We start from the raw sequence: 17,518 nt of genomic DNA, 5'->3' as shown, positions 1-17,518 counted from the left end.
TATGCAAGCCTTTGAGCTCAATTTAGATGGTCTTGTAGGCCCTACTCATCATTATGCTGGATTAGCAGCGGGTAATCTTGCATCAATCAATAACGCTTTGAGTTTCTCCAATCCCAAAGCCGCCGCTTTGCAGGGCCTCGCTAAAATGCGTTTACTCTATGAAATGGGCTTAAAACAGGCACTTCTCCCACCTCACCAACGGCCAAATTTGCATTTGCTTTATCAATTGGGTTTCACCGGCCCTCCTGCTCAGCAAGTTACAAAAGCACTGTACGATGCTCCAGAACTTCTTAGCGCCTGCTATTCAGCCTCAAGCATGTGGGCAGCAAATGCTGCCACCGTGTCCTCAAGCCTAGATACTGAGGATGGACGTGTGCATTTCACTGCGGCCAATTTGATTAGTAATTTACATCGGCATCAAGAAGCAGCTTTCTCCAGCCATTTATTACAACGTATTTTTGCGGATCCTCGTTATTTCCAACATCACCCCGTACTGCCCAAAAGTACGATGACCGGTGACGAGGGAGCTGCTAATCACAACAGGCTGTGTCAACACCATGGAAGCTCAGCTATTTGCTTATTTGTTTACGGTAAGCGAGGGCTTAGTACCGTTCGTCAGTCTGGTCCTGTTAAATATCCCGCAAGACAAACACTTGAAGCGTCTGAAGCTGTTGCACGAGCACATTTGTTAAATCCACAGAAAATCATCTTTGCTTGTCAAAAGCCGCAAACCATTGATCAAGGCGTTTTCCACAATGATGTGATTGGAGTCGCAAATGAATCTGTTTTATTGGTTCATGAAGAGGCCTGGCTAGAACAAGCAAAGGTTTTGCAGGAAATTGAAGCTAAAGCGAATTTTTCAGTCAACATCATCGAAATTAAAGCTGAACAATTAACGGTTGCAGAAGCAGTGAGCACTTATTTTTTTAACTCTCAGCTACTTAGCTTACCTGGGACAGATGAAAAAAAGCAGATGGTGTTAATTGCACCTAAGGAATGCGAGCAAAGTCAGCGTGCACAAGAGTTAATTAACCTTTTAATCGCTGATGGTTCAAATCCTATTGTAAAGGTCCATTACCTCGATCTTAAACAAAGTATGCGCAATGGTGGTGGCCCTGCCTGTCTACGTTTGCGAGTGCCTTTGGGGGAAAAAGAACTCGCAGCAATGCATCAAGGGATTCTAATCAATGAAGAATTATTAGCCACGCTCGAAGCTTGGATCAATCGTCACTATCGCTCGCAACTACACGCCACTGAATTAGGCGATCCCTTGTTTATTGATGAGTGTTTTACCGCTCTGGATGAACTGAGCAATATCCTAAAACTCGGGTCTATTTACCCTTTCCAGCGTGAGATAAACAACTAATTATGTGGAAAACATTCTGTGGGAGATGCATTTATCAATCCCCTTGTGGAGCTCAGGTTTACCAGAATTTTTTATTTCGCTGGTTAAAATTTAACAGCAGTGCATTGCAAACGCTCATAAATAGATATTATCCTCATTGGCCTGGACTTTATTATATTAAACCCCTCACTGTCTTCGTACGCATCAAACCTTCAACCTGTTGTATGTTAGGGTTAGGTGGGGGTGGCGCCGCTCACGCATTGTCCCCATATAAAAATAACCTTAAGCTTACCATTGTTGAACATGATATCGATGTCATTAACATCGCCAAGCGTTTTTTCATGCTGGATCGTTTATCGCACATCGAAATCATTCACCAGGATGCCAACCTCTTTGTGGAACAATCTGACAGACAGTTTGAGCATGTATTAGTGGATCTGTTTAGTGGGGATAGCTTCCCGGAACATTGTAATACCGAGTGTTTTTTTGACAATTGCAAAAGGATCTTGTCACCCGAAGGCATACTCGCCGTTAACTTGGCAAACCGCAATGAACAATGGGAATTATTCCAATTAATCAGAAAGAGTTTCGTAAACGCTACATTGGCTGTACCGGTGCGAAAATCAGCTAACATTATTGTTTTTGCATCGAAAAATGAATCTGTAGCCAATCTAGTGGATAAACTAAACGATCATAAAAAACTTAAGCAAGTTTTTTGGGATAGCAAATGGGGATGTGTGGGTGAGGTGAGGTGACTCACTCCTCTCCATCACGCTACGCGCGGTGGAGAGGGAATAGGAACCGCAATCAAATTTCCATGAGATCTTTTTCTTTCTCATGTAACATCGCATCTACTTCAGCGATGTATTTATCTGTTAATTTTTGGACAACCTCCATGGCACGACGCTCGTCATCTTCCGAGATCTCCTTAGATTTAACTAATTCTTTCAAGTGATTGTTAGCATCACGGCGAACATTACGAATCGCTACTCGTCCTTGCTCACCTTCATTGCGTACAACCCTGATCATCTCTTTACGCCGCTCTTCGGTTAAAGGAGGCATTGGGACGCGGATAGCATTACCAGCGGTGGCAGGATTTAACCCTAAATCAGACGTTAAGATGGCTTTCTCAACTGCCGCCACCATTGATTTTTCCCAAGGTGTTACCAGCAACGTGCGAGAATCACTGACGATTACATTGGCCACCTGATTCAAAGGTGTCGGGTTTCCGTAGTAATCAACATGGACATGATCCAACAAACTGACATTAGCCCTACCCGTACGAATTTTTGTTAGCTCATTGCGCAAAGTATCAATCGATTTTTTCATCCGCTTTTCAGCATCCTGCTTAATATCATTGATCATGGTTTGCTCCTACTATGGTTCCAACCCTTTCACCGAGAACGATTTTCTTTAACGCATTTGGAATTGCCATATCAAATACCTGCAAAGGCATACCGTGATCCTGGCATAAACAAATGGCTGTTAAATCCATTACTTCCAACCCTTCACGTAATACTTGCTTATATGTCAAATAATCATAACGAATGGCCTGAGGATTCTTTATAGGGTCTGCTGAGTAAATTCCATCTACTTTGGTGGCCTTCAAAACAACATCTGCGCCTACTTCGATCGCGCGCAAACAAGCCGCTGAGTCGGTAGTAAAAAAGGGATTGCCAGTACCTGCAGCGAAGATCACCACATGCCCATTTCGCAAGTGAGTAATTGCCTTGCGTCGATGATAAGGATCCACAATTCCAAGTATGGGAATAGCAGACATAATACGTGCTGGCAAATCAATGCGCTCCAGAGCATCACGCAGAGCAAGAGCATTCATTACCGTTGCAAGCATCCCCATATGATCGCCGGTGACGCGACCAAGACCTGCTTCCGATAACGCCTTGCCACGAAACAAATTGCCACCACCGATGACAATACCAACTTCCACTCCCATGCTAATAAGCTCAGCGACCTCTTTGGCCATACGATCAAGAATTGAAGGGTCAATGCCAAACTGCACTTTACCCATCAAGGCTTCGCCACTGTATTTCAACAGGATGCGTTTGTATTTTAATTGTGGTTGATTCTCACTCATCATTAATCACGGACCTGCGCCATTACTTCTTCAACAAAATTATCTTCCTTTTTCTCAATACCTTCACCCACCTCAAAGCGGACAAATGAAACCACCTCAGCATTTTTTTCCTTTAATAACTGACTGACTTTTTTGTTTGGATCTTTCACATAAGGCTGTCCAAGCAAACTAACTTCATCTACAAATTTATTAATGCGGCCTTCAATCATCTTATCGATAATGTCTTGTGGCTTACCGCTTTCACGCGCTTGCGCCGTAAAGATTTCACGTTCATTTTCAATGGCTTCGGAAGATACTTGATCGCGGTTGACAACCATAGGACGGCTGGCTGCAACATGCATAGCAATATCTTTAGCAAGCGTTTCGTCACCGTTTTTCATTGCCACCATAACACCAATACGTGTACCGTGTAGATAGTGACCTATCACACCATCAGAAGACATTCTTTCCAGACGACGCAATTTGATATTTTCACCGATCTTGGAAATTAATTCCTGTCTTGCTTGTTCAACAGTGATATTACTGCCAGCCAATGTTTGGTCTGCCAACGCTTTAATATCAGTCACACCAGAAGCCAATGCTGTCTCGCCAACTTTTTGTGCGAAATGAGTAAAGTTTTCATCACGAGCAACAAAGTCTGTTTCACTATTAATTTCAAGCATAACGCCAGTTTTTCCATGAGCTTCGCGAACGATGACGATGATCCCTTCAGCAGCAACTCGATCTGCTTTTTTATCAGCCTTAGCTTGTCCTGCTTTGCGCATTTCAATAATTGCTTGCTCAATATCACCATTGGTCATGGTCAGAAATTTCTTACATTCCATCATACCAGCACCAGTACGTTCGCGTAATTGCATCACTAATGAAGCACTAATCGACATTATTTCAATCCTCCACGTAGCAAAAAGGGGTACGTTAACTAGGGTCTGTTGATATTCCTACTATCTTACCTAGACCCTGGCCAACGCGCCCCCTCCCCTTTAAGAAAACGAATTATTCACCTGTTTTTTCTGCTTCTTTATCATTGACAGGGACTTCAACAAATTCGGCGTCTGATGATACACCACCTATAGTACTTCCTTGCTTAGCATCAAGGATAGCATCTGCAACACAGCGGATATAAATATCTACAGCACGCATAGAATCATCATTACCAGGAATCACATAATCAACATTGTCCGGATCATTATTTGTATCAACGATGCCAATTACGGGGATCTTCAATCGACGAGCTTCTTCAACTGCGATATGTTCAAAACCAACATCAATAACAAAAAGAGCATCAGGCAAGCCACCCATGTCTTCAATACCACCTAAACCGCGCTCTAGTTTTTCTAGTTCTCTGGTGAGCATTAGTGCTTCTTTCTTAATCATCAGATCGAATGCACCTTTTTCACGCATTTCTTTCAATTCTTTCAAACGAAAGATAGATTGACGAACTGTCTTCCAATTGGTCAACATGCCACCTAACCAGCGATGGTCAACATAGGGCATGCCACAGCGCTTTGCATGCTCACGGATGCTATCCTGAGCTGCCCTCTTAGTACCCACAAATAAAATCTTTGCCTTATTTGAGGCCAGACGACCGACGTAATTAACCACATCATTTAATAGGGGTAGGGTCTTTTCAAGATTAATAATATGGATTTTATTTCTTGAACCAAAAATGTAAGGAGCCATTTTGGGGTTCCAGAAACGGGTTCTATGACCAAAATGGGCGCCCGCTTCCAAAAGTTCTCGCATGCTAACGTTCATATATTCTCCAGGGTTAAGCCTCCACGTTTCCCATACGGTACCCATCTAGCGGGACCCCACCGCATGTGACGAAACGTGTGTGTCGTTAAAAGCGCCGTAGTTATACCACAACACAGCACAATCAGCAACGTTATTGACTTTAAACTAGTTTTTATCATGGCTCATTTGAGTTTCATAAAAAGTGGAAATCTGGTCTATACTCGATGTTGGAAGTCTTACAACAACGTTTAACTAAGGATAGTAAAATGAAAAAAATAACGCTAGCGGCAGTTGCTTTATCTTTTATAATGGGACCGATGGCTTTTGCCACCACGTCAACTACTTCAGATCAAACAACAACCACTCCTTCAACCACATCTGATCAAATGAAAGACAAGATGGGCTCCGGTTGTCCCCATAAGGAGCGTATGAAGGAGATGATGCAGTCCTTGAATCTAGACTCATCACAACAAGCAAAAATTAAAGCCATCAAAGATCAACTGCGACAAAGCCAACAATCCAATATGCAACAAATGAAATCCATTCGCTCTCAAATTCATGATTTAATCACATCTGGCACCATGGATGAGTCTAAATTAAACAGCTTGATCGATCAAAAGAAAGAGCTTTTAGGGCAAATGATAAAAGCCAAGATCAAGGCAAAACAGCAAATTTACAATGTTCTTAATGATCAACAAAAATCTCAATTTAAACAAATGCTACAACAATGGGAACAAAATAAGGGTACTCAGTCTTAGAAATTTCAACCTACCTGCGTAGCCCGTTGAGTTAAATCAGGAAATTATCTACCGTCATCCCCCGGCTTGACCGGGGGATCTAAGATTGGAATTCCTAAATTCTCCGGTCAAACCACAGAGTTCTTAGGACAAGCAATCTCTCATAAACACAACAGATTTTTTCTTTATATAATTAATAGAATTAACTAATTATATTCGATGAATAGAAAGCATGTGCTACTATTGATGTTTTTACGGATTAAACCATGGCAGTAACCATTAAAACTCCTGAAGAAATCGAGAAGATGCGAGTAGCAGGTAGGCTTGCAGCCGAAGTTTTGGAAATGATAGGTCCTTATGTCAAAGAAGGCATCACCACAGATGAATTAAACACGATCTGTCATAACTACATTGTTAATGAGCAGAGAGCTATTCCAGCTCCACTTAATTACAACGGTTTCCCTAAATCCATTTGTACTTCTATTAACCATGTGGTTTGCCATGGAATTCCTGGCAAAAAGGTATTAAAGGATGGTGACATCATTAATATTGATGTCACGGTAATTAAAGATGGATATCATGGTGACACCAGTAAGATGTTTTTTATAGGCAATCCCTCTATTAAAGCCAAACATGTTGTCAACGTGGCGCATGAATGTTTATTCATTGGTATCAACATGGTAAAACCCGGTGTTCATTTGGGGGACATCGGTCATGCTATACAACGTCATGCTGAAAAAAATCGCTGCTCCGTTGTTCGTGATTATTGCGGACATGGAATCGGGCGAATTTTCCATGAAGATCCACAAGTTTTGCATTATGGTATCCCTAATACGGGAGAAATCTTAAGACCAGGCATGACATTTACCATTGAGCCAATGATTAATGTCGGAAAGCACCATACTCGACTCCTGCCAGATAACTGGACGGTAGTCACTAAAGATCACAGTCTTTCCGCTCAATGGGAACATACCCTATTAGTCACCGATGATGGGGTAGAAATTCTGACCTTGCGCGATGAAGAACGATAATCGCCACCTAAAAGAGCATATTAAACAGTTCAAGGACGAACTTTGTGATGAGTTTCGCCAAAAAGTAAGTATTAGTACAATCACTCGCAAATTAGTCAACTTCATTGATGAAATTTTATTGATTTTGTTTCACAAAAATAACCTTCATCTCGAAAATAAGTTTTGCTTACTAGCGCTGGGCGGGTATGGTCGACGCGAGTTGCAGCTTTATTCTGATATTGACTTATTGTTATTGCATAGCGAACAGATCTCCAAAATACACTCACAGCGCGCGCAAGCCTTTATTCAAGATGCTTGGGATGTGGGATTAGAAGTTAGTCATCAAATTACCACGGCAGACGCCTGCGCGGCTCTCGCTAGCAAAGATTTAAGTGTCATTTCCAGTCTTCTGGATATGCATTTGATTGCTGGTCGTGGCAGCTTGATGGAAAAGTTATTGTATAAGATACATCCATTACACATGTGGCCAGGCGATGAGTATTTTTTTGCCAAACGCAACGAACAAAGGCAAAGGTATGCCAAGTATGGTGGCACAGCATACAATCTTGAACCTAACCTGAAAAACGGCCCAGGTGGGCTTCGCGATATTCATATTTTGTTAAGTATCAGCAAACGCCATTTTGGGATTAATAAATTGCCTGAAGTCATTTCCAGTGGTTTTATCACTGATAAGGAGTATGAAGAACTTATATTTTGTCAGCATTTTCTTTGGCGAACGCGCTTTGCCTTGCACATGTTGGCGGGCAAACAAGAAGAACGATTGCTTTTTGATTATCAGGTGAAATTGGCCAATTTTTTTGATTTTACTGACGAAGCTCATTCATTAGGCGTCGAGCAGTTCATGAAGAACTATTTTAAGATCATCAAACGCATACGCGAACTCAACGAAATGCTGCTACAATGGTTTGCTGAAGCGATAGTTCATGATCAGCAGCAGAAAATTGTTTCATTGGATAATAATTTTCAGGTCATTAACGATTACATTGAAGTTAAACATCCCAGAGTATTCAGCGAAAAACCCCTTACTCTCCTTGAGTTATTTTTGTGGATTGCTAAGCGTCCAGATATTAAAGGCGTACGTGCGAAAACAATTCGCTTGATTCGTGAACATCTTTACTTGTTAAATGAAAAATTTCGCAAATCAAAAGCAGCTACGACCAGTTTTATAAATATTTTTAAAACCGAAGATCCCTACGAAGCGTTGCATCATATGAATCGTCATGGTGTTTTAGGGCACTATCTAGATTGTTTTGCTGCAGTCACAGGTCAAATGCAATATGACTTGTTTCATGTGTATACTGTGGATCAGCATACATTGTTTGTTATTCGCAATCTTGCCAATTTTCTTAAACCAGAATATGCCAAACAGTTTCCTTTGGCTGCACAGTTGATGCCCACGATTAAACAACGTGAAATTCTATATTTGGCTGCCCTTTTTCATGATATTGCTAAAGGCCGCGGCGGTGATCATTCAGAACTAGGAGCAAAAGAAGCCTATCAATTTTCACTAAACCATGGTTTGAATGAATATGAAGGAGCGTTACTGGTTTGGTTAGTTCGTAATCACTTAATTCTTTCACAGACCGCTCAGCGCCAAGATATCTATGACCCCAAAACGATTCAACAATTTTGCGATTTATTACCGCAAGCAGAATATCTCGATTATCTTTATCTACTCACCGTTGCAGATATTTGTGCCACCAATCAAAAACTATGGAACACCTGGAGAGATTCGTTACTAAAAGAATTGTATCGCGGGGTACAGCAAGCCATCCAGGAGAAATATCTTCTTGATGAAGCAACAGTAACCAATACGCGAAAAAATCAAGCCATGCAAATTTTGCTCAAGGAGGGTTTTTCGCAAGAAAGCATTAGCACATTATGGGCGACTTTTAAAAGCAGATATTTTCTGCATGAACCAGCAGAGGTAATCGCCAGGCACACCAAAGCGATTTTAACGTGCAAAAAGTACCCGCTTGTTCTTATTATGCCGCACCATAGCCAGGGTGGCACAGAAGTTTTTATTTATATGCCCCATCGAGACGAGCGCTTTACTATTACCACAACGGTTCTTAGTAATCATTACACAACGATTCAAGAAGCTACGATTTTAACTTGCGACAATAATTATGATTTAGACACCTACATTATTCTGGATGAACAACATCAGGCTTTTTTTGATGAGAATCGTATTGCCGCAATTCAAGAGGCATTGACCCAGCAGTTAATGAATAAGACGGGACTACCTACGATTACCCGGCGACGGCTTTCGCGCACCCAAGCTCATTTTAACTTAAGACCACAAATTAGCTTCAGTGAGGACAATCAACATCACCATACGCGCTTATTTCTAATTATGACCGACAGACCGGGCCTACTTGCTAGTATAAGCCGAGTGTTTTTAACCCAGGATATTAGTCTGCACAACGCTAAAATTGCCACTTTCGGCGAGCGGGTCGAAGATATGTTTTTTATAACAACCAAAGCGGGAAAAGTATTAAATCAAGAAGAGAAAAAACTATTGAAGGAAAAATTAATTGCAGAATTATCGGCAGCTACGGCATAAGTTTTATCTCGTTACTTGAAGTCCGTTCATCACGCAAATTGTGTCATTCTCGCGCAGGCAGGAATCCATTCCTCAACAGGGTACATCATTTTATTTGCTGGATGGATCCCCGCCTGCGCGGGGATGACACGACTTGAGTTATAAACAAGCAAAGTATGTGGTTGCCTTTCCAATAAGTTAATCCAGACTTGACGATAAAAGTGAAAGTCAAGGGCATACCACAAAAAAGTAGTCTTATTGATCACCATGCCATATAATGATGCAATTTGATTTTTGCAATTACTTAGGGATTACTCTTATGTTTTCAAAAATCACTGTAACTAAAGATAATAATAGATTTTTCTTAACAGAAAATTCGGCTTTTTCATCAAGGCGTTCCAAACAACTTGATCAAATGAAAGGCATGCTAAATAGCGAAAGGATTAAGTTTCTCTTTAGTGATTATGGCGTAGAGTTGCTCTTTCAGGAAGGCAATATACGAGTATCAAATTTACACTCCAATCATATAATGAGAACATGTGCTGTAGTAAACTTTTCTGACTTTTTACCTAACTGGCTTCAAGAAGCTCATAATAAAATTTTAAAAGGTGGATCGATAGGCCAAACTATAAAAGAAGATGGTTTTAAACTAATCAAAGAAAATATTTTTATTGGAACCTCAGAATTACCAAAGGCTGCAAGAGAAAGAATGGAAATTAGTACATCTTCTGGAGCGGTTCATGTTTATCAGTTATTTGTTGAAAATCCTGAAACTTCTGATAAGGTTTTATATTGTACAATAACTGAAGCTCATAGTCCCCACTACCTGTCTATTGAAGATCTAGTTTACTTATCTCCATCAGACGTTAAAGAATTCAGTAGTAATCAAATAGATGCAAAGAAATACCTTGATGCGTTAAATGAAATTGATGGACTGATACCTCAAAAAAGAATGGAATTTCAATAAGGTAATAAAAGTTTTGAACAAACATAAATCTGTTTTTGTTTATCATACCTTAAAACGATATCCATCATTAATACATCGAGTAAAACCTACCCGGCATGTCATGGCTGCTGAACGATTTAACGGCGATTTTTAAAAAAATCTGCCAACAAAACAGCGCATTCTTTCTGCATGATTCCTTCATCAATGATGACCTGATGATTTAAAGGATAACCCTGCAGCAGGTTATACACAGATCCCGCGGCACCTGCTTTAAAATCACGCGTAGCAAAGACCAAACGCTTTACACGCGCATGCACAAGAGCACCCGCACACATCGAACAGGGTTCAAGGGTAACGTATAGCGTAGTATCTAACAGCCGATAATTTTGCAGTTGGGTTGCAGCCTCACGAATGGCAATCAATTCTGCATGCGCACAAGGATCATTCAATTGCAATACCTGGTTCCAACCACTGCTTAAAATATTATTCTTCGCATCGACAAGTACTGCACCGATGGGTACTTCACCTTGCTCTTTGGCTTTAAGGGCTAACTCATAAGCTCTGGCCATCCACGAATGATCGTTTATTCCCATTCAATCGTCGCCGGCGGTTTGCCAGAAATATCATAGGTCACTCGAGATACCCCACCCACTTCGTTAATGATGCGATTAGAAACCTGGGCCAAGAAATCCCATGGGAGCTGTGCCCAATGAGCAGTCATAAAATCAACCGTCTCAATGGCACGTAGACAAATAACATAGTCATAGCGCCGGCCATCGCCCATGACACCTACACTTTTAACAGGTAAAAACACCGCAAAAGCCTGGCTAACTTGTTGGTAAAGATTATTACTCTTTAATTCCTCAATAAAAATAGCATCGGCTTGACGTAAAATATCAGCGTATTCTTTCTTAACCTCACCCAGAATACGAACACCAAGACCGGGACCAGGAAATGGATGACGGTAGACCATATCGTAAGGAAGACCAAGTTCCAGACCTATTTTTCGCACTTCGTCCTTAAATAATTCACGAATTGGCTCTAGTAATTTTAATTTCAACGTCTCAGGCAATCCACCGACATTATGGTGAGACTTAATCACCATGGAAGCTCCATTGTTTTGAGTGCCAGCAGACTCAATCACATCAGGATAAATTGTACCTTGAGCTAACCACTTAACATCGGGAATGTGTTGAGCTTCATCGTCAAAGATTTCAATGAACGTACGACCAATGATTTTTCGCTTTTTTTCAGGACAATCGACCCCCACTAAAGCATTTAAAAATTTTTCTTCAGCATCCACGGCAATAATGTTTATGCCCATATGCTCGCCAAACATCGTCATTACTTGTTCTTTTTCATGCAAACGTAATAAGCCTGTATCGACAAAGACACAAATTAATTGATCACCAATGGCTTTATGCAGTAAAGCCGCTACGACAGACGAATCAACACCCCCGGAAAGGCCAAGAAGCACGTGCTCTTTTCCGACTCGTTGACGGATACTCATTATCGCTTGTTCAATAATGTTATCAGAAGTCCAACTTGTATCCGCTTGGCAAATATCTATTACAAAACGCTGCAATATGCGTATTCCTTGCAGCGTGTGAGTGACTTCTGGATGAAACTGCAAACCATACCAATGACGAGACTCATGAACCATTCCTGCGATGGGTGCATTGCGCGTTTCACATATGACTGTAAAACCGGGCGGCAAGCGCGTGACTTTATCACCATGACTCATCCAGACATCGAGTAAAGCGACTCCGGAAGGAGTGGTCCTATCTTCAATATTTTCTAAAAGCGGACTATGACCATGCAAACGTAGCTCAGCGTAACCATACTCACGAATAGGAGAAGATTGTACTTCTCCTCCTAATTGTACGGCCATGGTCTGCATGCCATAACAAATGCCTAGCAAGGGTAATCCTGATTCAAATAGCCATCCAGGAGCTCTAGGATTAGTATCTAAGGTAACGGTAGAAGGTCCACCGGATAAAATGACACCGCAAGGATTTAACGCTTGTAGCGTTTGAACATCAATGTTATAGGGGTGGATCTCACAATAAACCCCCATTTCTCTTACTCGTCTTGCTATTAACTGTGTATACTGGGAACCAAAATCAAGAATAACCAGGGGTTTTTGTTTTAAATTTTTCATAACTAACTGTCGATTTGATAATTGGGGGCTTGTTTAGTGATGTTGACATCATGCACATGTGATTCACGCATACCGGCACTCGTGACTTGCACAAATTTAGCCTTATCGTGAAGTATTTCGATTGTCTTACAGCCAGTATATCCCATGCAGGATCTCAATCCGCCTATTATTTGCTGGATAATCGTTTGCACTGGGCCTTTGTAGGGCACACGTCCCTCTATACCTTCTGGTACTAATTTTTCACTCCCAAGGCTCGCATCTTGAAAATAACGATCGCTGGAACCCTGAGCCTGTGACATGGCGCCAATAGAACCCATGCCACGATAATTTTTATAGGTTCTACCTTGATAGAGTTCTATTTCTCCTGGTGACTCTTCTGCACCAGCAAACATACCACCTAACATCACTGTGTTAGCACCGGCGGCCAAGGCTTTGCATACATCACCTGAAAAACGAATACCACCATCAGCAATGATAGGTACATCACTACCCTTTAATCCTGCTGCCACATTAGCGATGGCAGTGATCTGTGGCACGCCAACACCCGTAACAATCCGGGTAGTACAAATGGATCCAGGGCCAATACCAACCTTCACCGCATCAGCTCCAGCTTCAACCAAATCACGTGCAGCATCGGCAGTAGCAATGTTGCCACCAATGACTTGGACATCAGGATACTGTTTTTTAATCCAGGAAACACGCTCAACCACCTTTTGTGAATGACCATGAGCTGTGTCAACAACAATCACATCCACTCCAGCATCAACCAGAGCAGCAACCCTCTCGTCAGTACCTTCACCAACACCTACAGCGGCCCCTACTCGTAATTGCTCAGCACTATCTTTACAGGCAAAAGGATTTTCCTTGGCTTTTTGAATATCTCTAACGGTAATGAGTCCACGTAAGTTAAAAGAATCATTCACCACAAGTAATTTTTCGATCCGATGTTTATGCAACAGACTGAGAATTTCCTCTCGCCCCGCACCCTCTTTTACAGTGACTAGACGCTCTTTAGGAGTCATCACAGCATGCACCGGCAAAGACAGGTTGGTTTCAAAACGAATATCTCGACTCGTTACAATTCCAACCAAACGATCGCCATCGACCACAGGCATGCCCGAAAAGTTATATTTAGCCATCACATCAAGCAATTCTTTCACAGTGATGCCAGGTGAAACTGAGACGGGATCTCTAACCATGCCACTTTCAAACTTCTTTACTTTGCGGACTTCTTCGGCTTGAGCCGAGGCACTCATATTTTTATGGATAATCCCAATCCCTCCTTCCTGAGCCAACGCAATGGCTAGACGGGCCTCTGTGACGGTATCCATTGCTGCTGAAAGTAATGGTATGTTTAATTCAATTTCCCTTGTCAGAAAGGTTTTTAATAAAACATCTTTCGGGAGCACGGTCGAGTGGGCGGGAACCAGCAACACATCATCAAAAGTCAGTGCCTGTTGCACAATAGAAAGTGACATACCACACTCCTGGAATTAAATTAACCGAACATTATACAAACATTATAGGAAATCGCAAATGGTTACTGATAGAAAAGGCAAGGCCTACGCATGAAAAAGTACTACATCAGGTCTTAGATTTTATATCTTTTACAGCGCCGCATGAATAACCAAGATGGCATAAATCCTTAGTAAATTGCTTTAGACAACGCGCCCGAGCAAGTTTTCTTTGCAAAAACTGGCTAGTATTTTGAGCTTCTTTTGAGTTGTCACATAACCAATACGTCATGGTCATTAGAAAAATGATTGTCAAACCCGTCTCTTCAATAGCACGATGGGAGTAGGTTGCAGAGCGCTGAGCAGCCTCCCGCCACCATTGTACTGTTCTGCTTACCCGCAAGAGTGCAAGAAATTGCACATGAATATGGCCTATCTCTAACTGGGACCCAAGCATTTGTCTTGCAACACTACGATTGGCTTGTAAAACCTGGAACCAAGACATTAAAAGTTTATGTAAGCGCTCTGGAGTATTGAGCTCTTTTATTTCCGGTTGCCCTGCCATCGCTAACATTGCTTTGTCAGCCCTATCAAAAAAAGCACTCACTAATTCATTCTTTTCGCGGAAATAATGATGGATATCATCCAGACTAACTTTAAGCTGCTTTGCAATATCAAATAACCTTACATGCTCCCATGAGTTTTTTTTAGCAAGAGAGAGTGCTGCATCGACAATTTCATCCGAAGACACATTCGTTTTTTTCATAACAAAATCCTTTTTATCTCCAACCCTACACTATAGGTATAGGAATAATTTGCTGTCTGCACAACTGAGAGTATTTACCGAACTGCTCACAACGTAAATATTGCCACTCTATTTTCCAACTTGATAAAAGTAGTATCACCTACTAACCTGAAAATGAAGCATCATGCTTAGTTTTGAATAATATTAGAACTAAGTGTATAATATTTATGACATTAATTACGCAAGGATGCTATCATGAAAAAAATAGTATTTTTGTTACTTATAGTGGGATCTTCAGCCGTAATGTCAGGATGTGGCTTCTCTAATTGTTGCGGCGTGTCTTCTTGCGGAGGCTGCGGCAGCTACACCATGGCTTGTTGCGGCTCTAGTGGGTGGTACTAATTTATTACAATTATCTCGTATCTAGAGTGCGAGACTTGCTGTAATAGCCTCAACATCCCACTCTATATCGATACCACCTCAAGTTTTTTGATAATCCAATGCCGTGGCTTGTCCACGGCGTTAGAATGTTTTTGAACCCTAGATACTGTGAATAATGTAGCAGTACGTTAATCTTTCAAGCATGCGTTTTTATTGTCGTATCAAAATTTTATATATCCCACATACGAATAATCAATTTTTTCTACAGATCGATAGAGAATACTATACCCACACATTGGTCATTAATTAATAACAAGTTGCTTGAAACCCACAAAGTGAGTCCTTATGCAAGAAAGAAATGAATTAGAAGAGCAGCAAAATCCCTTTGAATTACTCCCCAATGAACTCATTGCAACGATTGGTACTCATGTGGATGGGAATAAGAGGCAACTAGAATACAGTAACAACTTTGTCTTAACTAACTCTTTGTTTTATAACACTTACCAACAAGAACGATTAAGATATCAACGAGAGAGATTAAAACCTATCTTAATCGAGGCTGTTACCGCAGGTGATCAAGACAAAGCACAAAAAATACTGCAACGATACCCTGAGTTACTGCTAACCAGAGGAATAATCAAAGATCAATCAAAGCGGATTTTTAAAAATATCTCCGTTTGGGAATATACTTTATGGGCTCTGGATGTTCGCTATATGGCTCCCATGATGCTTAACTGCTTACCTCACAATGAACAAGGAGAGGCAATACGATTAGAGTTAGTTAAGCAATTCGATGAGGTTGAAACCAAGGGAGTAACTTATGAGCTAGAAGGTGTGGTCTATCATGAGAAACACTATGATTTTGCCATCATTGAGGCATTGAAAGATTACGCTGTAAACGAAACCGAGAAATGTTGGTGCACCAAGGTTGGTCAAGCACAAAGGTTGGTTCCTGCTCATGTGGCACAACATTATTGTGATCTTGAAGAGTCGTTCTATCCCACGCCGACATTTAAAAAAGAAGAATTTACTCGCACACTCAATTTCCAGCTTAATCACCATGAGATAAACCAAAAATGGGAAACTTGGTTTTCATCCTCAGGATTAGGTATTAATTTTGCAATACTCCGTGCGTATTACCACTATGCGATCAGCTTCAAGATGGCCTTTGTAGCTTATGATTTAGCAGCAATGACCACCCTACGTGATGTGAGAATCGAGGATTTAGCATTGCTTAAACAGCAGTTGCAAAAGCCTCTGCACCAGCATGATGTAGAGCCAGATTCAGAGCGAATGCAGTGTTTTTAACACAAAAAGATCCAATCATATCCATATTGTTAAATTAATTATGCTTACGAAAAAAAGAACTGAATCGCCAGAGAATCAAACTTTATTTGACTTGCTCCCTAATGAACTCATTGCAACGATTGGCCGTCATGTAGATGAAGACAAGAAGCAACTAGAAAACAGCAACAGCTTTGTCTTAACGTGTTCATTGTTTTATAACGCTTACCAACAAGAGCGATTAAATTACAAGCGACTAATCATTAGCTTGGACCAAGCCGTTACCGTAGGTAATCAAGACAAAGCAAAAACAATACTGCAAAAACACCCTGAGTTGCTACTGGCCAGAGGAACGATCATCGATAAGTCAGGGCGAGTTTTTAGAAACACCAGCGTTTGGGAATACACCTTATGGGCTCTGGATGTTCGCTACATGGCACCCATGATGCTTAACTGCTTACCTCACAATGAACAGGGAGAGGCAATCCGATTAGCGTTGGATAAGCAATTTGACGAGATTGAAACCAAAGGGATCACTTATGAATTAAACGGTAAGCTCTATAACGAGAAACACTATGACTTTGCCATCATTGCAGCGTTGACCGATTACCAAACTAATTTTCACGTAAGAGAATGGCATATGCGTGATCGGTGTTGGTGTACCAAGGTTGGCCAGACACAAAGATTGGTCCCTGCCCATGTGGCGCAACATTATTGTGATCCAGAGGAGTCGTTTGATTCCACACCGACGTTTAAAAAAGAAAATTTTATTCGCTCACTTGAGTTCTATAATGAAGTAGACGAGGAATGGGTAAATTGGTTTTCAACCCCAGGATTAGGTGTTAATTTTGCAGTAAGCCGATCATGGTCTGAAAAAGCCAACCTCACATCCCGAGGTTATTTTTTTTCCTTGCTGCAAGATCTAGATGCAATGCTTGCTTTACAAAAAGCGAGAACCGAGGATTTAGCATTGCTTAAACAGCAATTACAAAAGCCTCTGCAACAACATGCTGAGATAGATTCAAAGCAAATGCACGACAGTCTATCCCACAAATAAATT

The 17,518-nt window shown here is 41.2% G+C and carries 16 protein-coding genes; 8 read left to right on the top strand and 8 right to left on the bottom strand.

Annotated features, from left to right (window positions below):
- Window position 1: 1 nt before the first annotated feature.
- Both astB and CKV79_RS06370 read left to right on the top strand, forming a co-directional pair.
- Window positions 2-1,366 (top strand): N-succinylarginine dihydrolase, encoded by a 1,365-nt coding sequence (astB, locus tag CKV79_RS06375; protein WP_028373095.1) that lies wholly within the window; start codon window positions 2-4, stop codon window positions 1,364-1,366.
- A gap of 2 nt (window positions 1,367-1,368) precedes the next feature.
- Entirely contained in the window at window positions 1,369-2,100 is a 732-nt protein-coding gene (locus CKV79_RS06370; RefSeq protein ID WP_028373096.1) for a spermidine synthase, read from the top strand.
- A 52-nt stretch (window positions 2,101-2,152) separates the two neighbouring features.
- On the opposite strand, the gene frr is transcribed toward CKV79_RS06370, so the two are convergent.
- The 4 genes from frr to rpsB all read right to left on the bottom strand — a co-directional run bounded on the left by frr (window position 2,153) and on the right by rpsB (window position 5,195).
- The gene (frr, locus tag CKV79_RS06365) at window positions 2,153-2,710 is read right to left on the bottom strand and encodes a ribosome recycling factor (protein WP_028373097.1); all 558 of its coding nucleotides are present in this window, start codon (window positions 2,708-2,710) and stop codon (window positions 2,153-2,155) included.
- Window positions 2,700-3,443: a UMP kinase gene (pyrH, locus tag CKV79_RS06360; RefSeq protein WP_028373098.1), complete on the bottom strand. Its 744-nt coding sequence runs from the start codon at window positions 3,441-3,443 to the stop codon at window positions 2,700-2,702. Before pyrH ends, frr begins: the two co-directional genes overlap by 11 nt.
- A complete protein-coding gene (tsf, locus tag CKV79_RS06355) occupies window positions 3,443-4,324 on the bottom strand; it encodes a translation elongation factor Ts (RefSeq protein ID WP_028373099.1) in 882 nt (293 codons plus the stop codon). The genes pyrH and tsf overlap by 1 nt, the downstream gene beginning before the upstream one ends.
- Window positions 4,325-4,433: 109 nt before the next feature.
- Window positions 4,434-5,195 carry a 30S ribosomal protein S2 gene (rpsB, locus tag CKV79_RS06350; RefSeq protein ID WP_028373100.1) on the bottom strand — a complete coding sequence of 254 codons (762 nt, stop codon included), beginning with the start codon at window positions 5,193-5,195 and terminating at the stop codon, window positions 4,434-4,436.
- A 245-nt stretch (window positions 5,196-5,440) separates the two neighbouring features.
- On the opposite strand from rpsB, the gene CKV79_RS06345 reads away from it, so the two are divergent.
- From CKV79_RS06345 to CKV79_RS06330, 4 genes are all read left to right on the top strand, one after another.
- Window positions 5,441-5,932, top strand: coding sequence for a Spy/CpxP family protein refolding chaperone (locus CKV79_RS06345; protein ID WP_051546150.1), 492 nt, complete (start codon window positions 5,441-5,443; stop codon window positions 5,930-5,932).
- Between the two features lie 245 nt (window positions 5,933-6,177).
- Entirely contained in the window at window positions 6,178-6,942 is a 765-nt protein-coding gene (gene map / locus CKV79_RS06340; protein ID WP_028373101.1) for a type I methionyl aminopeptidase, read from the top strand.
- A complete protein-coding gene (gene glnD / locus CKV79_RS06335) occupies window positions 6,929-9,508 on the top strand; it encodes a [protein-PII] uridylyltransferase (RefSeq protein ID WP_028373102.1) in 2,580 nt (859 codons plus the stop codon). The genes map and glnD overlap by 14 nt, the downstream gene beginning before the upstream one ends.
- A 298-nt stretch (window positions 9,509-9,806) precedes the next feature.
- Window positions 9,807-10,454, top strand: a complete 648-nt coding sequence (locus CKV79_RS06330; protein ID WP_028373103.1) for a hypothetical protein — start codon at window positions 9,807-9,809, stop codon at window positions 10,452-10,454.
- Between the two features lie 116 nt (window positions 10,455-10,570).
- Here CKV79_RS06330 and tadA read toward each other — a convergent pair whose 3' ends face one another.
- The 4 genes from tadA to CKV79_RS06310 form a co-directional block, all read right to left on the bottom strand.
- Window positions 10,571-11,002 (bottom strand): tRNA adenosine(34) deaminase TadA, encoded by a 432-nt coding sequence (tadA, locus tag CKV79_RS06325; protein ID WP_095141747.1) that lies wholly within the window; start codon window positions 11,000-11,002, stop codon window positions 10,571-10,573.
- 14 nt (window positions 11,003-11,016) lie between these two features.
- Window positions 11,017-12,594, bottom strand: coding sequence for a glutamine-hydrolyzing GMP synthase (gene guaA, locus CKV79_RS06320; RefSeq protein WP_028373105.1), 1,578 nt, complete (start codon window positions 12,592-12,594; stop codon window positions 11,017-11,019).
- A 2-nt stretch (window positions 12,595-12,596) separates the two neighbouring features.
- Window positions 12,597-14,072, bottom strand: a complete 1,476-nt coding sequence (gene guaB / locus CKV79_RS06315; RefSeq protein ID WP_028373106.1) for an IMP dehydrogenase — start codon at window positions 14,070-14,072, stop codon at window positions 12,597-12,599.
- Window positions 14,073-14,178: 106 nt separating this feature from the next.
- Complete coding sequence (locus tag CKV79_RS06310; protein WP_028373107.1) at window positions 14,179-14,814, bottom strand: TetR/AcrR family transcriptional regulator; 636 nt, start codon at window positions 14,812-14,814, stop codon at window positions 14,179-14,181.
- A 705-nt stretch (window positions 14,815-15,519) separates the two neighbouring features.
- Here CKV79_RS06310 and CKV79_RS06305 point away from each other — a divergent pair.
- Both CKV79_RS06305 and CKV79_RS06300 read left to right on the top strand, forming a co-directional pair.
- Window positions 15,520-16,482 (top strand): hypothetical protein, encoded by a 963-nt coding sequence (locus CKV79_RS06305; RefSeq protein ID WP_028373108.1) that lies wholly within the window; start codon window positions 15,520-15,522, stop codon window positions 16,480-16,482.
- Window positions 16,483-16,522: 40 nt separating this feature from the next.
- Window positions 16,523-17,515, top strand: a complete 993-nt coding sequence (locus CKV79_RS06300; RefSeq protein ID WP_028373109.1) for a hypothetical protein — start codon at window positions 16,523-16,525, stop codon at window positions 17,513-17,515.
- Window positions 17,516-17,518 lie beyond the last annotated feature (3 nt).

The sequence above is a fragment of the Legionella lansingensis genome, assembly GCF_900187355.1.
Lineage (GTDB): Bacteria > Pseudomonadota > Gammaproteobacteria > Legionellales > Legionellaceae > Tatlockia > Tatlockia lansingensis.
The sequence above is the reverse complement of the archived record's forward strand: the minus strand, read 5'-3'. Positions and strand labels throughout refer to the sequence as shown.